The 18346-nt window shown below is 70.4% G+C and carries 14 protein-coding genes and 2 pseudogenes; 6 read left to right on the top strand and 10 right to left on the bottom strand.

Going from position 1 to position 18346, the window contains the following annotated elements; all coding sequences use genetic code 11:
• Positions 1-18: 18 nt before the first annotated feature.
• Complete coding sequence (locus AB0N17_RS37540) at positions 19-1107, bottom strand: DUF1152 domain-containing protein (RefSeq protein WP_366016140.1); 1089 nt, start codon at positions 1105-1107, stop codon at positions 19-21.
• Positions 1104-2537 (bottom strand): radical SAM protein, encoded by a 1434-nt coding sequence (locus AB0N17_RS37535; RefSeq protein ID WP_366016139.1) that lies wholly within the window; start codon positions 2535-2537, stop codon positions 1104-1106. Before AB0N17_RS37535 ends, AB0N17_RS37540 begins: the two co-directional genes overlap by 4 nt.
• Positions 2538-2830: 293 nt before the next feature.
• Here AB0N17_RS37535 and AB0N17_RS37530 point away from each other — a divergent pair, with 293 nt between their 5' ends.
• From AB0N17_RS37530 to AB0N17_RS37515, 4 genes are read left to right on the top strand one after another with little or no spacing between them, the layout of a single operon-like run.
• Positions 2831-4063: an ATP-grasp domain-containing protein gene (locus tag AB0N17_RS37530; RefSeq protein WP_366016138.1), complete on the top strand. Its 1233-nt coding sequence runs from the start codon at positions 2831-2833 to the stop codon at positions 4061-4063.
• A 1-nt stretch (position 4064) separates the two neighbouring features.
• Complete coding sequence (locus tag AB0N17_RS37525) at positions 4065-5318, top strand: ATP-grasp domain-containing protein (RefSeq protein ID WP_366016137.1); 1254 nt, start codon at positions 4065-4067, stop codon at positions 5316-5318.
• Positions 5315-6679, top strand: a complete 1365-nt coding sequence (locus tag AB0N17_RS37520) for an MFS transporter (RefSeq protein ID WP_366016136.1) — start codon at positions 5315-5317, stop codon at positions 6677-6679. The genes AB0N17_RS37525 and AB0N17_RS37520 overlap by 4 nt, the downstream gene beginning before the upstream one ends.
• A complete protein-coding gene (locus tag AB0N17_RS37515; RefSeq protein ID WP_366016135.1) occupies positions 6676-7683 on the top strand; it encodes a GNAT family N-acetyltransferase in 1008 nt (335 codons plus the stop codon). The genes AB0N17_RS37520 and AB0N17_RS37515 overlap by 4 nt, the downstream gene beginning before the upstream one ends.
• 71 nt (positions 7684-7754) lie before the next feature.
• Here AB0N17_RS37515 and AB0N17_RS37510 read toward each other — a convergent pair whose 3' ends face one another.
• From AB0N17_RS37510 to AB0N17_RS37500, 3 genes are all read right to left on the bottom strand, one after another.
• Positions 7755-9176, bottom strand: coding sequence for a selenium-binding protein SBP56-related protein (locus tag AB0N17_RS37510; RefSeq protein ID WP_366016134.1), 1422 nt, complete (start codon positions 9174-9176; stop codon positions 7755-7757).
• A 432-nt stretch (positions 9177-9608) separates the two neighbouring features.
• The gene (locus AB0N17_RS37505; protein ID WP_366016133.1) at positions 9609-10352 is read right to left on the bottom strand and encodes a DUF3472 domain-containing protein; all 744 of its coding nucleotides are present in this window, start codon (positions 10350-10352) and stop codon (positions 9609-9611) included.
• A gap of 193 nt (positions 10353-10545) precedes the next feature.
• Complete coding sequence (locus tag AB0N17_RS37500; RefSeq protein ID WP_366016132.1) at positions 10546-11271, bottom strand: DUF4839 domain-containing protein; 726 nt, start codon at positions 11269-11271, stop codon at positions 10546-10548.
• A gap of 363 nt (positions 11272-11634) precedes the next feature.
• On the opposite strand from AB0N17_RS37500, the gene msrA reads away from it, so the two are divergent.
• Complete coding sequence (gene msrA / locus AB0N17_RS37495; protein ID WP_366016131.1) at positions 11635-12147, top strand: peptide-methionine (S)-S-oxide reductase MsrA; 513 nt, start codon at positions 11635-11637, stop codon at positions 12145-12147.
• Positions 12148-12190: 43 nt separating this feature from the next.
• On the opposite strand, the pseudogene AB0N17_RS37490 reads toward msrA, so the two are convergent.
• From AB0N17_RS37490 to AB0N17_RS37480, 3 genes and pseudogenes are all read right to left on the bottom strand, one after another.
• Positions 12191-12295, bottom strand: a pseudogene (locus AB0N17_RS37490) (IS5/IS1182 family transposase); the annotation flags it as partial.
• Positions 12296-12335: 40 nt separating this feature from the next.
• Positions 12336-13007: a hypothetical protein gene (locus AB0N17_RS37485; RefSeq protein ID WP_366016130.1), complete on the bottom strand. Its 672-nt coding sequence runs from the start codon at positions 13005-13007 to the stop codon at positions 12336-12338.
• Between the two features lie 398 nt (positions 13008-13405).
• Complete coding sequence (locus AB0N17_RS37480; protein WP_366016129.1) at positions 13406-13852, bottom strand: MarR family transcriptional regulator; 447 nt, start codon at positions 13850-13852, stop codon at positions 13406-13408.
• An 84-nt stretch (positions 13853-13936) separates the two neighbouring features.
• On the opposite strand from AB0N17_RS37480, the gene AB0N17_RS37475 reads away from it, so the two are divergent.
• Positions 13937-14626 (top strand): hemerythrin domain-containing protein, encoded by a 690-nt coding sequence (locus tag AB0N17_RS37475; protein WP_366016128.1) that lies wholly within the window; start codon positions 13937-13939, stop codon positions 14624-14626.
• 350 nt (positions 14627-14976) lie between these two features.
• On the opposite strand, the pseudogene AB0N17_RS37470 reads toward AB0N17_RS37475, so the two are convergent.
• Together AB0N17_RS37470 and AB0N17_RS37465 are read right to left on the bottom strand one after the other, a co-directional pair.
• Positions 14977-15145: pseudogene (locus AB0N17_RS37470) on the bottom strand (ANTAR domain-containing protein); the annotation flags it as partial.
• A gap of 572 nt (positions 15146-15717) precedes the next feature.
• Entirely contained in the window at positions 15718-15906 is a 189-nt protein-coding gene (locus AB0N17_RS37465; RefSeq protein ID WP_366016126.1) for a peptidoglycan-binding domain-containing protein, read from the bottom strand.
• Positions 15907-18346 lie beyond the last annotated feature (2440 nt).

The raw sequence follows: 18346 nt of genomic DNA, 5'->3' as shown, positions 1-18346 counted from the left end.
CCGTGCGCGCGGGACCGGTCAGTCCGTCAGTGTCAGGAGCGGGAAGGCGTCCAGGCCGGGACGGCGCCGGGTCAGCAGGTCGCGGACGTGTTCGGTCAGGCGCCAGTCGTAGTCCAGGGACTCGATGGCGCAGCGCATGCCCACGTACCGGGCGCCGGGGTTGCCGGCGCGCTGGGTACGGAGCCAGGCGTCAAGTTCGTCCAGGAAGGTGTCGTCGTCGATGGTGTCGCGCGCGGTGTGCCGTCGGCCGGCCCGACGGCGCTCGCGCTCGACCTCGTCGAATCCATACAGCTTCAGGCTGACCTCCTGCGCGCCTGCCAGAGTGTCGGGCCGGGTCTCCGCCAGGCCCTGGGCGAGACGGTTGTGATCCAGGGCCTGAGCGAGCGGCAGCTCCCACGCGCGGCCGCTGCGGTCGGTGAGCGGGAGCGGCCCTGACCTCGTGAGACAGGGGCCGCGCAGCCCGGCGGCAGCTGCGGCGAGCAGGGTACTGGCCTCCGACGGATGCCAGCGCAGGACCTCCGGCGCCCACGCGGGAAGGGCGGGGCCGAGATCGGTGCCGTCGCCGGTGACACGGGTCAGAACGGTGGCCTCGGCTATCTCACCGTCCAGACCGGGGCCGGCGACGTGGACGGTGGTCCGGACGCCCGCCAGGTGGCAGGCCGTGAGCACGAGCGCGTCGAGCAGGGGGCTGGCAAGGGTGGGTTCGTCGCCGTGGGCGAGGATGTCGCCGCCCATGTCCACCACGCTGATGTGGTCGGTGCCGAGTGCGCGGGCGGTGCGCCCGATCTGGTCGGCGAGGCCTTCGACTCCGGTGTGGGGGTCGAGGAGCGCGAGCTTCGTCGGCAGGTGACCGGCGAGTCGGGGCAGGGTGGAAACACGCGGTGGGACCGCCTTCGTGCCGGCGGTGATGAGCGGCACCGGCAGGGAGGCGTGGTCGAGGCCGGCGAAGTCGTGCGTGGCGAGGGGGCCGGGCAGCGGATCCACGCTGAGGCGCTCCCAGCCGTACGTGAGGACGACGGCATCGGCTCCGGCGCCCAGGCTCGCGTGAACCAGGGCGGTGCCGATCGGGTCACCGCCGCCGCCCGCCGCGACGAACAGCTCGGTCACGATGCCGCTCGCGCGGTGCGTATGCCCGAGATGCCGACCGGCGTGCCCATGTGCTTGCGGGCCCGCTTGTTGTTCTCGTGCAGACCCTCGTAGTACGCACGGTCGAGATGGACGACGGTGTCGGAGAAGAACATCCAGGACAGGATGTCGCGGTACTTGAAGCCCGCCGGAGTGAGCTGGACACGGCGGCCGAGGCGCCGCAGGAGTCCGGTCTCCTCGGCGGCGTCCAGGACGGGCTCGAACAGGTGGGCCTTGTCCTGGTAGCCGAAACGGTCCAGCTCGGCGAGGTCCAGGTCGAAGGTGTCCAGGACGAGGCGCTTGCGGATGATCTCCTCGTCGTCGAGGACGAACCCGGTGACGGGCCGCAGCGCGTGGGCGTTCGCCTTGCCGATGTAGTCTGCGACCTCGGACATGGACGGTTTGACGGAGCCCACCATGTAGTCGAGGACACCGGTGTAGGAGCGGGCGCCGACGCCGAGTCCGAGCAGCGGCACGCCGTGGAAGGTGAGCACCTTCTGCCTGTAGCCGCCGCGGCCGAGCTTCTTGTACCGGACGGAGCCTTCCTGGACGTAGCCGTGGTCGGTGAAGACCTGACGGGCGTAGTCGTAGCGCTCGTACAGGTTCGGGGACTGCGCGTACTGGTAGGCGCCCGTCTTGGAGAACCAGGCGTCCGGGCGCACGGTCAGGAAGTACGTGCTGATCGTGGACGGGTTGAGCTGGGCGAGTTCATCGACGGACGTCCGCCAGGTCTCGTCGGTCTGGCCGGCGAATCCCATGATGAGGTCGGTCGACAGATCCGGCAGCCCCAGGTCGTGCACGATCTCGATGGCCTTGCGGATGACGTGTTCGCCCGCCTGGCCGCGGCCGGCCTCGCGGATCTCCTTCGGTACGAGCGACTGGATGCCGATGTTGGCCCGGGTCAGGCCGAGCTGCAGCAGACCCCGCAGGGTGGCGGGCTCATGGACGATCGAGTCCGGCGTGGCCTCGATCGCCACTTCCTCCACGGTGGAACGCCAGTTGGGATACACCTCGTCCAGCGTGCTGAACAACTGCTCGAAGTGGCGCAGCGACAGCAGGCTCGGGGTGCCGCCGCCGATGTAGACGGTGCGCAGCCGGCGGGCACGGATGATGTCGGCGTGATCGCGCAGCTGGGTGCACAGCGCGTTCATGTAGTCCGTGTAGACGTCCCCGTCCTCGCTGATGACGGTGTACAGGTTGCAGAAGCCGCACTTGTAGCGACAGAACGGCACGTGCAGGTACAGGTTCAGCTCAGGCACCTGGTAGAGATCCAGGTCCTGATTCCAGGCCTCCTCGGCCGTCCAACGGCCGTCGAGCGGCCGGTAGGTGGAACGCGACGGGTAGGAGTAGTTGTACGGCGGGATGACGCCCTGACGGATGTAGTCGGTCAGCTGGGCGGCGTAGCCGGTCACGGGATGGTGCCCCTCTCGTACACATGTGACGGTTGGGTCGTCCGAGAGTCAATCCGGGATCGGTGGCAGGACCCCAGGCGCGGTACCCACGAAACCCCGGCCCGTCCGACGCGCTCACTCCTGTGCGATGGCCCGAAGTTCACCGGAAAGGTCGCTTCCGCAAAGCCGAAACCCCTAGTATCCCGGGCCGGCCGACGACTGGAGCTTGCTACAACTGTCGTCCCCAAATCGGCGCCGGGCTCTGGTGGTTACGCTCGTGGCCGCGCCCCCGCCGGTGCGGTCTACTGCGCTGCGTGAAGAAGATCCTGCTGATCGAAGCGCTCGCAAACTCGGGCCCGTACGTGCTGGATGCCGCCCGTCAGCTCGGGGCACACGTCTTCGTCGCCACCCACGAGGACGTCTACGAGAGCTACCCCGCCGCCCTGCGTGACAAGATCCACGGCACGGTGTTCACCGATCTCACCGACCCCGAACGGGCGTTGGCGGACCTGGCCGCGTTCGCCGAGACCACCGGGATCGACGCGGTGGCCGGCTGCTGGGAGTTCTTCACCCCGCTCGTCGCCCACCTGGCCCGGCGCCTGGGGCTGCCCGGCAACGACCCGCGGTGCGCCCAGGCGTCCCGGAACAAGGCGGAGATGGCGCAGGCCTTCTCCGCGGGCCGGGTACCGGCACCCCGCACGGTCGGCGTGCGCACGGCCGCGCAGGCGGCCCAGGCCCTCGACCGCGCCGGCATCGGGTTCCCGGTGGTCGTCAAACCGGCCGAGCAGGGCGGTTCCTGGGGGGTCAGCGTGGTCGCGGGCCCGGCGGAGCTCGGCACCGCCGTACGGCATGCCCAGTCCTGGCCGGTCGCCGGCCCGCACGGGCTGCGCATGGACCCGCGCGTCGTCATCCAGGAGTACGTCCACGGACCGGAGTTCAGCCTCGACACCGTGGTCTGGCGCGACACCTGCTTCCACCTGCCTGTGGTCGAGAAGCACACCACTGGTGGCGCCTACCGGGCCGAGACCGGTCACACCTGCCCCGCCGTCCTGCCACCCGCCGACCTCCGCGGCCTGCGCGCGGCCACCGAACAGGCCCTACGGGCACTCGGCATCCGCAACGGCGTCGCCCACACCGAACTCAAGATCCCGCCGGAGGGAGGCCCGGTCGTCATCGAGGTGGGCGCCCGCCTGCCCGGAGACCACCTCGTGGACGTCGTACGCCGTGCGTCCGGCATCGACGAAGCCCGGGCCTACCTGCAGGCCGTCCTCGACGAGAAACCGGACGTCGCCACGTCCCGAGAGGGAGCGTGCGCGATCCGGTTCCTCACCCCACCGCGCGCCGGCACCTTCCACGGGGTGACCGTCCTGGGCCGGCACACCGCTCTGGTCCACCAGCACATCACGACTGCGCCCGGCGAAACCGTCGGCAGCGCCCACGACAACTCGGCCCGCGTCGGCCACCTGCTCCTCACCGCGCCCACACCCGCTCAGGTCAACGCCGACGCCGCCCACGTACTGGCCCACACGCGCATCGAGGTGAGCTGACATGCGGCGCATCGCCTTCCTCCGGTCCGCCCACATCAAACGGGCCGACCCGTACATCCACGGCATCGCCCCCGCCCTGGCGCGGCTCGGTGCGCAGGCCCGTCTCTTCCACACCCACCGTGACGACTGCGGTCCCGACCTGTTCCCGGGGACGAGCGAGCGGCTCGACCCCGCCGCGACCCCCGACGAGTTCGTCGAGCGCGTGCGCGCCTGGGGAGCCGACGCGGCCGTCGCGATCTCCCTGCCGGACGAGAACGCCCTGCGAGACGCCGTCGTCAAGACCAAGCTCGAAGCGTTCGGCATCCGTACGGTCATGACCCCACTCGCCGCCACGCGCGTTCTGTGCGACAAGTGGGAAACCAAGCGGGCCCTGACCGCGCACGGCCTCACCACCCCGTCCGCCGTCCTGGTCGACAGTGACCTCCTCAACGACCGTGCGCTGCCCGTCCCGGCCTACCCGGACGCCGTCCGCCTCGCCGCCCAGGACATCGGCTACCCCCTCATGGCGAAGCCGCTGTGGGACTCCACCAGCATGGGCATCAGGTTCATCCCGGACTCCTCCGCCCTCGACGCCTACCTGGCCGATCCGCCCGCGGCGCACGCGGTCCTGGAGAAGTGCGTCGCCGGACGGCTCTGCTCGGTCGACATCGTCGGCGCGGGCGGCCACTACACCGTCATGCCGCTCATCTGGACCGGCACCGCCGGAGGCCCTCCCGCGTTCACCTTCGAAGACCTCCGCCACGCCGACCCCACCCCGCACGACGACTTCCGGCCCACCGCGCGGCGCCTGGTGCAGCTGTGCACCGAACTCGGCGTCGAGGGGTCCGTCAACGTCGACATGATCCACGCCGACGGCGTCTACCACGTCCTGGAGATCAACCCCCGGATCGGCGGCGCCACCACGCTGTCCATCGCCGCCGGCGGACTCAACACCTTCGTCGCCCTCCTCGACATCCTCGACGGCAGCTGGCCGACCCGGACCGGCGCCCCGGCCGAGCGCTTCGCGATCGAGTGCCTCACCGCCAACCCCACCCCCGGGCTGCTCGCCGAACTTCGCGCCCGGATCGACCTCGTCACCTGTCACGACCTGATCATCGACGGTCACGACCACGGTGGGATCCTCACCTTCACCGTGGAACCGGGCGACGAGCAGCGTGCGGTGAAGGACCTCGCCGAACTGTGCGCACAGACCGGGTTCATCGCGCCCCCCATGCTCGACAAGATCCGCCGCCTCCTGACCCCCACGGGCCGGTGACCGTCCGCACCGGCCGGCGGCCGGGACGCCGCCGCGCTGCCCGCCGCCCGCCGCCCGCCGGCTCGTACGGCGCCCCGCCGGACCCCGGCCGCCGCCGCGGGCTGCGGGCCCGGGCAGGACTGCCCGTGCTCACCGGAGCGGGCCGCTTCGTCGCCGCTCACGCGGTCGACAGCCTCGGCACCGGACTCCTGTTCGCCTTCACCGTCGTCTACCTCACCCACGCCACCCACCTCCCCCTCGCCGAGATCGGGGCGGCGCTCTCCCTGGGGAACCTCCTCGCGCTGCCCGCCCCGGCGCTCGGCGGGCTCCTGCTGGACCGCTTCGGCCCGAAAGCGGTCGTCGCGGCCGCCAACCTCGTCTGCGCCGCCGGTTTCGCAGGCTTCCTCGCGGTCCGCTCCGCCTGGCAGATCAGCCTCGCCTACCTCGTCGTACAGGCCGGTATCAACCTGTACTGGACGGCCGCCCGCAACCTGGTGCCACTGGCCTGCGTGCCCGGCGAGGAGCGCCTGTGGTTCGGGTTCATCTCGTCCCTGCGCAACCTGGGCATCGGCGCCGGCGCCACCGTCTCAGCCGTGGCACTGGCCCTGTTCGGCTCGGACAGCCTGTACGTGTTCATCGCCGCCAACGCCGGCACGTTCCTGTGCGCTGCGGCGCTGTTCATCACCTGGAAGCCGGCCAGGACCCCGGCCGCGCCGGACACACCCGGCCCACCGCGGCACGACGGCGCGCCGGCCCGGCGGGGAAGCTGGGCGGCCCTCCTCCGAGACGGCCGCTACCTCCTGCTGGTCGCGGCCAACGTGGCGTTCGTCCTCGCGCAGATGGTCCCGCCGGTCCTGCTGGCCGTGTACGTCACCGACACCCTCCGCGCGGGCACCTGGCTCGCGGGCGCCCTCCTGGTCGTCAACACCGCCGCCGTCGCCGTCCTCACCCCGGCCATCACCCGCCGCTCGACGCGTCACCGCCCGGACCGTGCGATCGCGGGCGGGTTCCTCGTCGGCGCCGGTTCGTTCGCCCTGTTCGCCGCACCCCTCGCCTGGCGGGGCGCGCCGGGCTGGGCCGTGGCCTGCGTGCTGGTCGCTGCCATGCTGCTGTTCAGCCTGTCGGAGATCCTCAGCTCACCCGCGCTGAACGAACTCTCCGTCGCCATGGCCCCCGCCGAGGCAGACGGCCGTCACCAGGCCGCCTTCCAACTGTCCTGGTCCCTGGGCGGCGCCGCAGCACCCGTCGTCCTCACCGCACTGCTGAGCCGGCAGCCCGTCCTGCCCTGGCTGCTCCTGGCCGCCCTCAGCGTGCTCGCCGTTCCCGCCGCGCACGCTCTCGCCCCCTCTGACCGGCCCGACCTGGAGGAACCCCTGCCGTGATCCTCTCCTCCATCCGCGACGTCCGGGACGTCCCCTCCGCCGAGTGGGACGCCCTCGCCACCCCGGCCGGCCTCTACCTCTCCCACCAGTGGCTCGCGGCGCAGCAGCACGATCCCACCGCCCATGTCCACTACGCGCTGGTCCACGACGACGGCACCCTGATCGCCGCCGCACCGCTGTACGTGGTGGACACCGAGCCCAACGCCCTCTACCGCGTGCACGAGATCGTCCCCGGCCGCACACCGGCCAGGACCGTGCTCGCGGGAGCCCGCCGCGGCTACCTCAACGCCCCTCTCCTGCACCGCCGCCTCACCCCCGGCCGACGGCGCGAGGCACTGCGTCGTCTCGTCGCGGCTGCCGCATCCCTCGCCGCCGCCCACGAGGCACGGCCATGGTGGCTCTACGTCACCGACACGGCGGCCACCGAACTCGCCGCCGTCTGCGGCACCGAGCCCGTGCGGCTGACTCAGGACGCCCGTATACCGCTGGCCGGCAGCACGTTCGACGACTATCTCGCCGGCCTCCCGTCCAAGCGCCGCGTCAGCATCCGCCGCGAACGCCGGGCATTCCTCGAAGCCGGATACGAGCTGCGCACCCTACGGCTCTCCGAGTGCGCCGATGCCGCCGGCACACTGCTCGCCCAGCTCCAGCAGCGCCACGGCCACCCGGCGGACCCCGCCGCCATGGCCCGATTGCTGCGCGACCAGGCCGACGGCATGGCCGACAGCGGAACCGTCCTCGCCGCGTACGCCGACAGCCGCATGGCCGCGTTCAGCCTCTTCTACCGCCACGCGGGAACCGTCTGGCTCCGCGCCACCGGCTACGACTACGCACGGCTGCGCGCCGCACACGAGTACTTCAACCTCGTCTACTACCTGCCCATCGAGGACGCCTACGCCCACGGCGCCACCGCCCTCCACCTCGGCGTGGAGTCCCTCCACGCCAAGACCCTCCGCGGAGCGATCACCTCACCCCTGTGGGCCGTACCCGGGCACGAAGCGTGAGCGACAGCCGTTGCCACGGCTCCTCAGCGGCACAGGGCGTCCCTGCGCGGCGCCCGGGCACACCGGCTTCGTCAGCCGCGGTAGCAATAGGAGTCCGAGGAGGCGTCGCCGCCTTGCAGGCGTATCTGGTGCACGCGCAAGCCGAGGAAGTCCGCGTCGTGCGCGAAGAAGCGGCTGTCGACCGAAAGCCCTCCGTGCGAGGTATCGGCGTCGAGTTTGACCATCCACGGATCGATTCCCGCGGGATAGAACTGTTCATCCCAGGCGGCGTAGAGGGAGTTCGTCAGGTACACGCGCCGCCCGTCGCGGCTGAGCTCGACCATCTGCGCTCCGCCCGTCAGCGGCCTGTCGGGCGCAGCGGGGTGCGGCTGCCGGGCGGCGATGCCGCCGAGACGCACGACCGCGGTCTGCCTCGGATGGAACGGGTCGCTGACGTCGTACTGGAGCAGGTCGCCGGTTCCCCATGCGGAGACGTACAGCCACTGGTCATCCACCGACAGGTCGATGTCGGTGATCAAGGGGGGCACGGCGCCGAACGGCTTCAGCGCCGGGGGCAGGTCCTCCGGCTGCGCGGGCTCGGCCGGGACGGTGATCACCTTGCGGACCCGGAAGGTCTCGCCCTCCCGGTGCCACAGCCACACCGATGCCGACAGGTCCTCCACATTGATCACGGTGTCGGTGAACCCCCACGTCGCCTCGGGGTCGTGCGCGGGCCGCAGTTCCAGCACCATCTGGTGCTCGTCCCCCAGGTCGACGCGCTGCAGGTGCCGGCCGGAGTCGAGCTCCCAGAAGTGCAGTGAGTGGCCGTACCGGCGATCCAGCAGCAGGTCGGGGAGAAGGCCGTCCTCGATCATCGAGGGGCTTCCCCACTCGCTGGTCACAGCGATGTTCCGGCGCAGGTGCCACCACACGTCGTAAGCGAGCCGCTGCGGGCCGCGGTCGCTCTCCCAGCTGCGCAGCACGTCGAAGCTTTCGTGGTCCAGGAGCGCCACGCCACCGGGCCCGTCCGCACCGTCCGCGCCGCCCAGGCAGGACAGGAAGACTCCGTCGGGGCCGCAGTGCAAGGTGTGGGGACGCGAATACCCGGCCTTGGCAGCCAGTTCCTCAGACCCCACCACCTTGACCAGGCGAGGGCGGGCGGGATCGGGGACGGTGTCGAACACGTGCAGCCTGGACGAGCGCAGCCCCGGAACGATCAGGTAGCGACGCGCAGCGTGGTGATGACCGGCGTGCGCCAGCGCGCTGGAGCAGGCGTTCCAGCCGAAGTGGTGCAGCTCATTGCCGAGGTCGGGCATCTCGGCGTGGGAGGCCACGCGACCGTACGCCGGGGACGCGGGGTCGGTGTCGACGGTGAACAACGCGTCCGCGCGCCGTGCGGTCGGGTCGAATCCGACGACGTAGGCGAGCTTCTCCGGGGGCGCGGCGACGGCATCCGCTGGGGTGCGGTACAAGGTCGGGTCACCGTGGTCGTGGATGTGCTCAGTCGTCCTCATCGCTGTTCCTCACTCCCGAGCGGAAGCCAGAATCGGGTGAGCACCCGACAGACAGGCCGACGCCCTCATGAGCCATCGACATGCGGCGAAGGTCACATTTGCTACTGATTCGAGCGTTTCACAGCCCTGGGAACCCTGCCAAGGCGACGGCCACCTCGGGCGGATCGGACCCTCAGCACCGTTCGCGGCCACCAGCGCCAGGGGCGTTAGCGCCGACGTCGGCGCTCCACGAAACCGCCGACGCCCTGGCGACCGGCCCCGAAGCGCCGCCGCCTCGGAATCGGGTGAGCACACCGCGGGAGCTGAGGCACGAAATGACTCGCGTGCTGATCGCGCCGCAGACGACCAGCGGACCGACGATCTCCACGGCCATGCGCGTCTGTGGTGCTGCAGCGGATGGCGGTAGTGCCGGGCACTCTGCTCCGCCCAGTGTCATGGCCCGCCGAGAATCACCCTGGCGGCCTTGGTCCAGCCGAGGTTCACCAGCGACACGGAACCGCCGGTGCAGTCGCCCCGGGTAGAGGACTTGTAGGTGGAGGTGTACTGGTAGCGGCCGCCGCCCTGGGCGTTGGCCGCAGGCTGCGTGAAGTAGGCCACCGACCGCGGAACCTTGCTGCAGGCGACGGCCTTGCCGAAGTACTCGCTGAAGTTGGACGGTACGCCCAACAGGCTTTGGCCACGCGGTGTTCGAAGACCGCCGATGGGCGTGTCGACGCCGGTCTTCACGTTTTGGATCCAGGCACCCCACCACTGGCCACCGGAGTCCGCCTCCAGGCGCCATACACGGAGCCGATAGTCGGTCTGCGGGTCGATGGCGTACGAGATCCTGCAACTGCGGCCCGTCCCTTCGCCGCCGAAGACTCCGCAACCGCTTCCCCTGCTGCCGGTGGCGTTCCACAGCGAGAAGATCGCTGTCTCACCGGTCGTGTGGTTGAAACGCACGCCGTCGGTCTGCAGTCCCATGTACCCGCCCTTGCCCGGCGTGGCCGTGAAATCCCAGAGCATCGCCCAGTAGGAGTGGTTCGCCTTGTGTGTGATCTGGACGCGCTGGTCGATGTTCCAGAAGCCGCTCGCGCCATGGAAGTTCCACAACGCGTACTCGTTGGCGTTCTGATGCTGGGCGGCGTGCGACGACCCGGTACTGATCAGAAGCGCCGTGCAGACGGCGGTGACCATTGACAGAAACCTGCCGGCGCGAGCCCGTACCCTCCGGCGACGTCCCTCTGTGGCGTACATCCCCAACCCCCTGTTGAACACCCCTGTTCACGGCTCGAACCCGGCCGTGGCCGTTGCTCCAGAGTGGATACGGGAGACCGGACACGGAAGGGGCGTGAGGAAGCATCGGCTCGCTTACAAGGGCGTGTGCTGACTACCGCACTTCCGTCGAGACCGGGTCGAGGAAGAAGAGGCACTGGTTCGCGTTGAACTCGCCCACCTTGGCGACGAAGCGGAACTTCTCGCCTGTGCCGACGGTCGCAGGGATCTTCTTGCCGGTCAGTTTCAGGTCGGAGACGTTGACGTCCTCGTACGTGAAGGCCGGGCCGACCGTCGTGTCCGGTCCCTTGTCGCCCGGGCCGAGGAGGAAGTCGTAGCGGGTGTCGTAGTCACCGTGGTGCGCCGTGTTCACGATCGAGCCGTTGAACGCGACCGTCGCGCCCTTGTGCCTGGTCGCGAAGTCCAGGTTCGCGTCGTCGCACGAGTCCGCCTTCAGCAGCGCCGCGAACTCCGGGTTGTTCTGCGGTGTGATCATTTCAGCCGCAGCCGACTCGGCTGCGGCCGGAGCCGGCGTAGCGGAAGGCTTCTTGCTCGCCATGGCCGTCGACCTGCTCGACGCGTCTTCCTCATCCTCTCCGCCGCTGAGCGCGGAGGCAACACCGATGACGATGGCCAGGACCACCAGGACGGCTGCCGCTGCGCCGATCAGCAGCCACGGCTGCGGCTTCTTCGGCCGACGGAAGGTGAGGGTGGAACGAAGCGTGCCCCGGTCCTGTTCTACGAGCTCCCAGCCCTCCTTCTGCATCTTCGAGATCACCGAACCGTCGGTGCCGCGGACTGTCCGCACGGACTTGTACTCGTATCTGATCTCGTCGGCCATGCGTCTCCGCGCCCCCTGAATGGACCGTTCATACCAACTGCCTCGGCAGCATAGGGGACTCACCCAGGGCCTCGACCGCCTTGGCGACGATGTCTTCGTGTCCCGAAGCCCATCGATCCTCGACACCCAGGGGGCGAGAACACGCCTTGGTGACCCACGTCGTCCAGCCACTGATCGTCGACCGTGGTTCGCCGTGACGGAGAGTTGCGGCCGCAGCACTGTAAGGGTCTACGGGTGCGCTCCGTGGGCGGGGCTGAGGGGGATCGGAATCGCCCGGAACCCTCACGCGTTGAAGATGCCGGGCAGGCATGCCGGTGGTGTGCGAGCCGAGTGGTTGAGCTGACAGAAATTGGAGGGGCCGAAATGACTGCGCAGACGCAGAGGGCCGTACTGGCAGGCGGATGCTTCTGGGGGATGGAGGAGCTGATCCGCCGACTCCCGGGCGTGACGGCGACCCGGGTCGGATACACGGGAGGTGACGTGCCTAACGCGACGTACCGTAATCATGGCACGCACGCGGAGGCCATCGAGATCCTTTTCGACCCCGCGAAGACCGACTACCGCGCGATCCTGGAGTTCTTCTTCCAGATCCACGACCCGAGCACCAAGAACCGCCAGGGCAACGACATCGGCCTCAGTTACCGCTCGGCGATCTACTACGTGGACGACGAGCAGAAGCGGATCGCCGAGGACACGATCGCGGACGTGGACGCCTCCGGACTGTGGCCCGGCAAGGTCGTCACCGAGGTGGAGCCGGTCGGCCCCTTCTGGGAGGCCGAGCCCGAGCACCAGGACTACCTGCAGCGTTACCCGGACGGCTACACCTGCCACTTCCCGCGCAAGGAATGGCGACTGCCCCATCGCGCGGATGCCTGATGTCTTGGAGGAGCTGACACGATGCCTGGACTCGCCTGCAGGTGATCACACAGCAGGCGAGCCTCAGGAGCGCCTCGAGGATGGCGTCGCGGATCTCCCTGCGGATCCGTAGCCGTCGGAAGCCGTGGATCCACGCGTTCGTCCGCTCGCCTCCACGTTCCTTCGTGCCGGGGCGGGCGGTCCGGTGGCTACGGCGCGTAGACCTGCTCCAGGCTGTGGATGGCGCCGTCGTCGCCGGTCGCGTACTTGAACACCAAACCTGAGTCGGGGTGCGCCTTGATCCAGTCGATCAGCTCCTGGACGCCGATGCGTTGATTCTTGCTGCCGGCGACGATGGGGTTGGTGGCGGTGATGTACGCGGCCTGGTCGAGGGCCCAGCGGCTGTCCTCGCCGGTGACGGTGAACGACGTTCCGTCGGAGTCCTTGCCGGGGCATCCCCACGCCCCGTGCTGAATGACGAGGTTGACCTTTCCGGTGCTGGCGGGGAGTTCCTCGACGCGGTAGACGGCGATCTCGTCGGGGTCGACGTGGTCCGGGTCCGGCGCCTTGTCGACACAGCCCGGCGCGGTGGGCTCGACCGAGCCGGGGGCCTCTGAAGCGGGCGTTGCTGCGGGCGTTCCGGCGCTGGCCGGACCCGGCGACGCGGTCGCCGTGGAACCCGCCCGTCCCGACCCTCCGGTGCGCCCCGTGGCCCCGCCCTTGCCGCCGCCGGACGTGCCGGACACCTGGCTCGCCGTGGCGGCGCTCGGCGAGCCCTCGGCTCCAGCAGCGGAATCGTTCCCCTGGCAACCGGTGAGCACTGCGGCCAGCACGGCCGCGGCGAGCGCGATGGCGGCGGGTCTGAGGCGATGAGCATTCATGTCGGGACGTCCCCCTGATCAGGCGGCCGTGTCGGCCGCACACCGGTCGGGACCGTAACAACCCCTCGGCTTGCGCCGCATTACCAGAACGTGCCGTGTCACGGACTCAGGACAATGCCGTCACGAGCGACGGATCATGTGACGGGAAACAGAGGCAAAACGGGGGGGCGACGGGCGCTGGTGATTCGGCGTGGGTGTGGTCGGGCCGAAGCGTGGATCCGGGACTGCGGCTGACGACCCGCCCGCGCCTCGACGGCATGCCCGCGGTCGGCACGGGCACGCTCATCGGCAGCCGTCACCTCAGCCAAGAAGGGTCGGGTGCGGGTGCGTACGCGGGAGGCCCGGACGGCGTGCGATGGGGGGCTGAAGGAAGGCCCCCGTCCGCAGTTGGCCTCCGTCTAGCGCTTGCCTGCTTCGCCTTCGTGGCGGTCGAGTTCGGACAGCAGGCGCCGCAGCGATGTCCTGGTGGCGTGGATCTCCTCGTCGGGGATGGTCGCGAAGAGGGTGCGGTGCAGTCGTTCGGCTCTGGCGGTGACGCGGGCGAGTGACTCCCTGCCGCGGGGCGTGAGGGTGAGCAGGGGGGAGCCGCGGTGGTCCGGGTTGGGCTCGTAGGAGGCGTGCCGGGAGGACACGAGGTCGTTGGCGACGCGCTGGACGTTCTGGCGGCTGACGCCGAGGCGGCGTGCGGCCTGGGGGACGGTGAGCGGGTCTTCGGAGGCGGCGCTGAGGACCTGCCATCGGGCCTGGGTGAGGCCTTCCGCGGCGGCGGTCTGCTCGCCGAGCCGGCGTAGGGCCCCGGCTGCCTCGAAGACGTCGGCGATCAACAGGGCTGCCTCGTCCGGCATCGCACACTCCTTCACTTGACAACATGTTGCTAGATAGACAATGTGTTGTCAGTGTACTGGATCGGCCACCCCGAAGGACAGACCATGCCCAAGATCGACCTCTACCGGAACGTTCACATGGGACAGCGTGTGCGGCTGTTCACTCTCGCCACCGAACTGGGCGCCGCGGACATCACCTCCAGCGGCGCCGCTGCCGAGCAGGCGGAGCGCTGCCTGGCCATGACCCAGGAACTGCGCGAGCACGCCGACCACGAGGACACCTTCATCCACCAGCTCCTGCGCGAGCGGGCCCCCGAGGCAGCCGACGCACTGGACGCCGAGCACATACGCCTCGACGCCGCCTTCACCACACTCGACGAGCAGGCACGCTCGCTCCCCGGCACCCCCGCCGAGGCCCTGCCGGAGGCCCAGCACGCCCTCTACCTGGCCTTGAACGAAGTCATCAGCGCCTACCTCGCACACCTCCACCTCGAGGAGACGGTCGCGATGCCGGCCCTGTGGCAGTACGCCGGCGACACCGAGCTGGGCGCAGTCCTCGCCGCCTTCCGTGCCTCCCGCACCCCCGAGGAGGCTCTGACCGACCTTCGCCGGATGCTTCCCGCTCTGCCGCCCGCCGTGCGGGCAGCGATCGCGCGAGGCGTCATCGAGGCGGCTCCGGGCCAGGAGGCCGGCCTCCTGGCCGCGGCCACCACCACCCTCAGCCCCGGCCAGCGCCGGCGGCTGTACGACGACCTCGGCGTGCCGGAGGCCTGGGCGCTCCAGGTCCAGCCCTGACGTGCGGTTCCTCGTCACGCCGCGCCCGACGGACACCCACGGCACGCAGTCCGCGCTCTGACCGGCGCAGTCCCCGACGCATGCGGCGAGTGGATCTCTGCCCGACTGTGCCACCAGCCATGGTCCTGAACCGGCACGGTCGCTCCAGCCGCCACAGCGACGGCAGCGCCGTCACCTGGCGCGCCTGGGTACGCAGGGAGCGCCGTCATCCCGCCGGACCGCAGGTGTGGGATCGCCGGTGTGGGGGACTTCGGTGTGCAGGCCGGGTCGGCGGCGCTCCCCTGGGGGCCGGCCGGGCTCAGGCACCCCCGGTTCAGTAACCGTGCCGGGGGGCGCCGCCCCACCACGCCTCAGGACGGAGTGCCTTCTTCACAGACCTGGCGGGCTACCTCGCGGAGCTTCGTTGCTCTCCTGGGAGCAGCGGCGCAGCACGTCGAAGGCCTGGTCCTCGGTGATGGTGTGGCTGCCCATGAGGATGCCCATGGCTTCCCCGATGGCATGGCGGGTAGCGATGGCGCGGCGACGGCGGCGTACCAGCCGGTGCCCAGGACGTCGGACACGGCGAGCAGGGGGCGGGGACCAGTTCGGGGGAGGGCTGTCCGGGAGTGGCGACCAGGATGCCGGCGGCCGGCGGGATGCGGGCCGTCTCAGTGGGTGTTACGAAGCTTCCCTTCGTTGCGCTGCACACGGTCGCCCAGAGCCTCGTACCGCACGTGGGCCACCCGCTCGGCTTCGTGCAGGCCCACCCTCAGCGGGCGCAGCGCCTCCCGAACGCACCTGTCCGTCCCACAGCCGGCAGTCGCGCAGCACGTCGGCATCGGCCTCTCGGCAGGTCCGTCCCTCCAAGTGGTCTCACCAGCCGCTCACTGGGCCACCAGCCGGGATTTCAGGGTGCACGTCACAGGTTCGACGGTACGTCAGGGGCTCGGTGCCCGCCCCGGCCGCGGATGAAAGTCGGTCAACGCCTCATCACCGTCGACTTCAGGTGCTGGTCGGGGCGGATGAGGCGTATCCGTCGAGCGGCACGGCGGACGACGGACGACGGCCTTGCGGGGCAGAGGCTTCCGGGGGCCCGGGCCTTCGGTCGCTGGTCACCTGGTCCGGAGCGTGAGGGCAAAACGTGTGCGGTCGCCGTAGACCCCGGTCTCATCGCCGCGGATCTTGTACCTCTTCTGGAACAGGGCCACTGCCGTGCGGACCTCCGCGCCGTAGAGGCCGTCGATCGGACCGCCGTCGTAGAGGCCGGGTATCTGCTGGAGACGTACCTGCAACTCGTACACGCCATGGCCACGGTCGCCTTCGCGCAGCACGCCCGTGCCCGGGACCTCGGGGAGCGGTGGGTCCGGTGTGCCGGGCTGCGGGCGGTTCGTCCGCCCTGGAGCCGGGGGAGAGTGCTCCTTCGGCGCGGGAGTCGCGGGCAGTGCGGATTCCATGTGCGGGGGAGGCGAAGAGGAGGTCGCAGTGTCGGCGTTGTCGTAGGTCAGCAGCCAAGTGGCCAGGAGCAGTCCGCTCGCCGCGGCCACGCCCAGGATTCCGGTGATGCGCGGCCCCCGGCGGCCGGCGAGTCGCCGCCGTCCGCGACCGGCCCGCCTCCCGTGTGCCCGGGCGGATGGCGTAGATCCCTTTGACGGCGCGGTGTCGAGCCGGTCGTACGGGACGGCAGCACCATGGGGGTGCTCTGACCGGGCGTCGCCCCGCGGGGGGCTCCTGCGCGGCGCGCTCTCTCGCGAGGGAACCGGAGTCGGGCGAGCCACGGCTGCTGCGACAACCTCCGGGCCCGGTCCGCCGGCCGTCGATGGCTCTCCCGTCGACCGGGGCGGGGCGACTCCCAGCCCTCTGGGCAGTCCCGGTGGCTCCGCCCCGACAACCCGGGGGGTGTCCTGACGCGGTTCACCGGTCGGTGGTGATCGATCGGCAGCCGGGCGACGGGGCACGGGACGCTCTCGTCGTGTGCCGGATGACACACGTCTGACCGGCAGTGCCCGGCCGGATGTGGAGGAAGCCGGGGTCGGGCGATCGCGCGGGCTCGGGGACTGGGGCGGGCCCTCGACGCGTACCCGGCTCTCGTCGCGAAGGAGGTCGGCGCGTGCGGCATCCAACGCGTCCAGCACGGCTTGGAAGGACTTCCTGGTCTCTTGAGCGAGGTCAGGGTCTGAGCCGGAAGTCCACTCACGGTTGACGTCGTTGCGACCCACCGAGTCCTCCTGAGGCTGTCTTGGTCCTGAGGGACCACTTCTTCGTCGGCGGCGGCCAAGTCCCGGGTGGCGATCGCTTTCCCTTCGTCTTCTCATGGACGCGATACGTAAGCCGTGCTGCTTCGTTCTCACTTCGCGGCCGGTGTGTAACCCACGCCTCATCCAAGGTCCCGCCGCCTCAGGCATCGCGGGAGCGAAGAGCACGCGGACGGGGAAGCCGGCCGAGCCGTGGGAAGTGAGTGGCGCTCGGCCGGGATCGAGCCGCGACCGTTGGGCCATCAACGTCTCCGCCTGCAGAGTTGCGTACCCCACTTTCCGGCCTTCGGGTGAGCGCTCATCGGATGCGAGCCGTTGACCCCGGTAACCGGTGACCCACCTGCCTGGATCGGGTGCCGTCGCTCCCGTCGACTCAAGGACTGAGAACGGTCGCTTCATGGACTACTGCATCCCGTGCAGCCGCACGCTCAACGGCGCCGTAACCTGCCCGGAGTGCGGGGCATTCGACCCCGGGATGGCACAGGTGAGCGATCCGAGAGACGGTGCTCCGACCGTCGAGACCGCGATGCCGGAGATCCGCTCGAGCGAGGAGCCGAGTTCCTCTGGGCCGCCCCTTTCCGGGTCCGGGTCACCAACTGTTGCGCAAGACCTGTTGGCTGACCGGCACGACCGTCCAGGGCGGCTGAAGAAGTATGCCGTCCGGTCCCTTGCCGCAGCCGCCTTCACCCTCCTCGGCGGCCTGGCCACCGCATCGGTCCTTCCTCAGTCGACGGCCCCGCGAGCGGCCTCGGTTCCGGAACCGCCGACACTCGAAGAGCCCGGGGTTCGCGTTCCGGATCCACAAGCCTCACCGGGGCGTGTGACCGCACACCCGGCCGGAAAGGGCGTCCAGGACCGAGACAGTGACGGGATCCGGCACCCTGTGCCGACGGCGACCCGCAGCACGTCACCGTTACCTCGGCCTCCTGCCGCCACCAGTACGCCGCCACCCGCGAAGGCGACGCCGACCCCGCGAGCATCCAGTGGCCGCCGCCCCACCTCGCCCCCGCGGACGGCAACCCCTTCCGCCAGTCCGTCGGGCAGTCCTTCCGGCAGCGTCAGCGCCTCTCCCACCAGTAGCAGCTCACCGAGCAGCAAAGGGGAAGCCGGAGACTGAGACACGGACGGGGCTCCCCGGCACGGCAACCTCCACATGGTCAGGGCCCGGCAGCCGTCTGATCGGCAGGTGGCCGGCAGCGCCGACAGTGGCCACGACCACGGACCGCGTCAGCCGATCTGCGTCAGCCGATCTTGAGAAGGCCGGCTTCGCCCACGGCGCGGCCCGGCCCGACCAGCAGGACGCCCGCCAGCGGTAGGAAGCACCGGCTGTTCGACGGCCGGGTCTTTCTGGACGTGCCGGACGGCTTTCTTCGTGGTCTGCCCCGGTTCGTACCGACTGGAGTCGGCGGCTTCGGCGTGCGCGGTGATGGCCGCCTGTACGGCCTCGGACGCCTCCCGCCGGCGGCGCCACTGTGCTTCGCATGCGTCA

The sequence above is a fragment of the Streptomyces sp. NPDC051133 genome, from assembly GCF_040682635.1.
In the GTDB taxonomy this organism is placed as follows: domain Bacteria; phylum Actinomycetota; class Actinomycetes; order Streptomycetales; family Streptomycetaceae; genus Streptomyces.
This window is presented reverse-complemented; position numbering and strand designations above follow the sequence as displayed.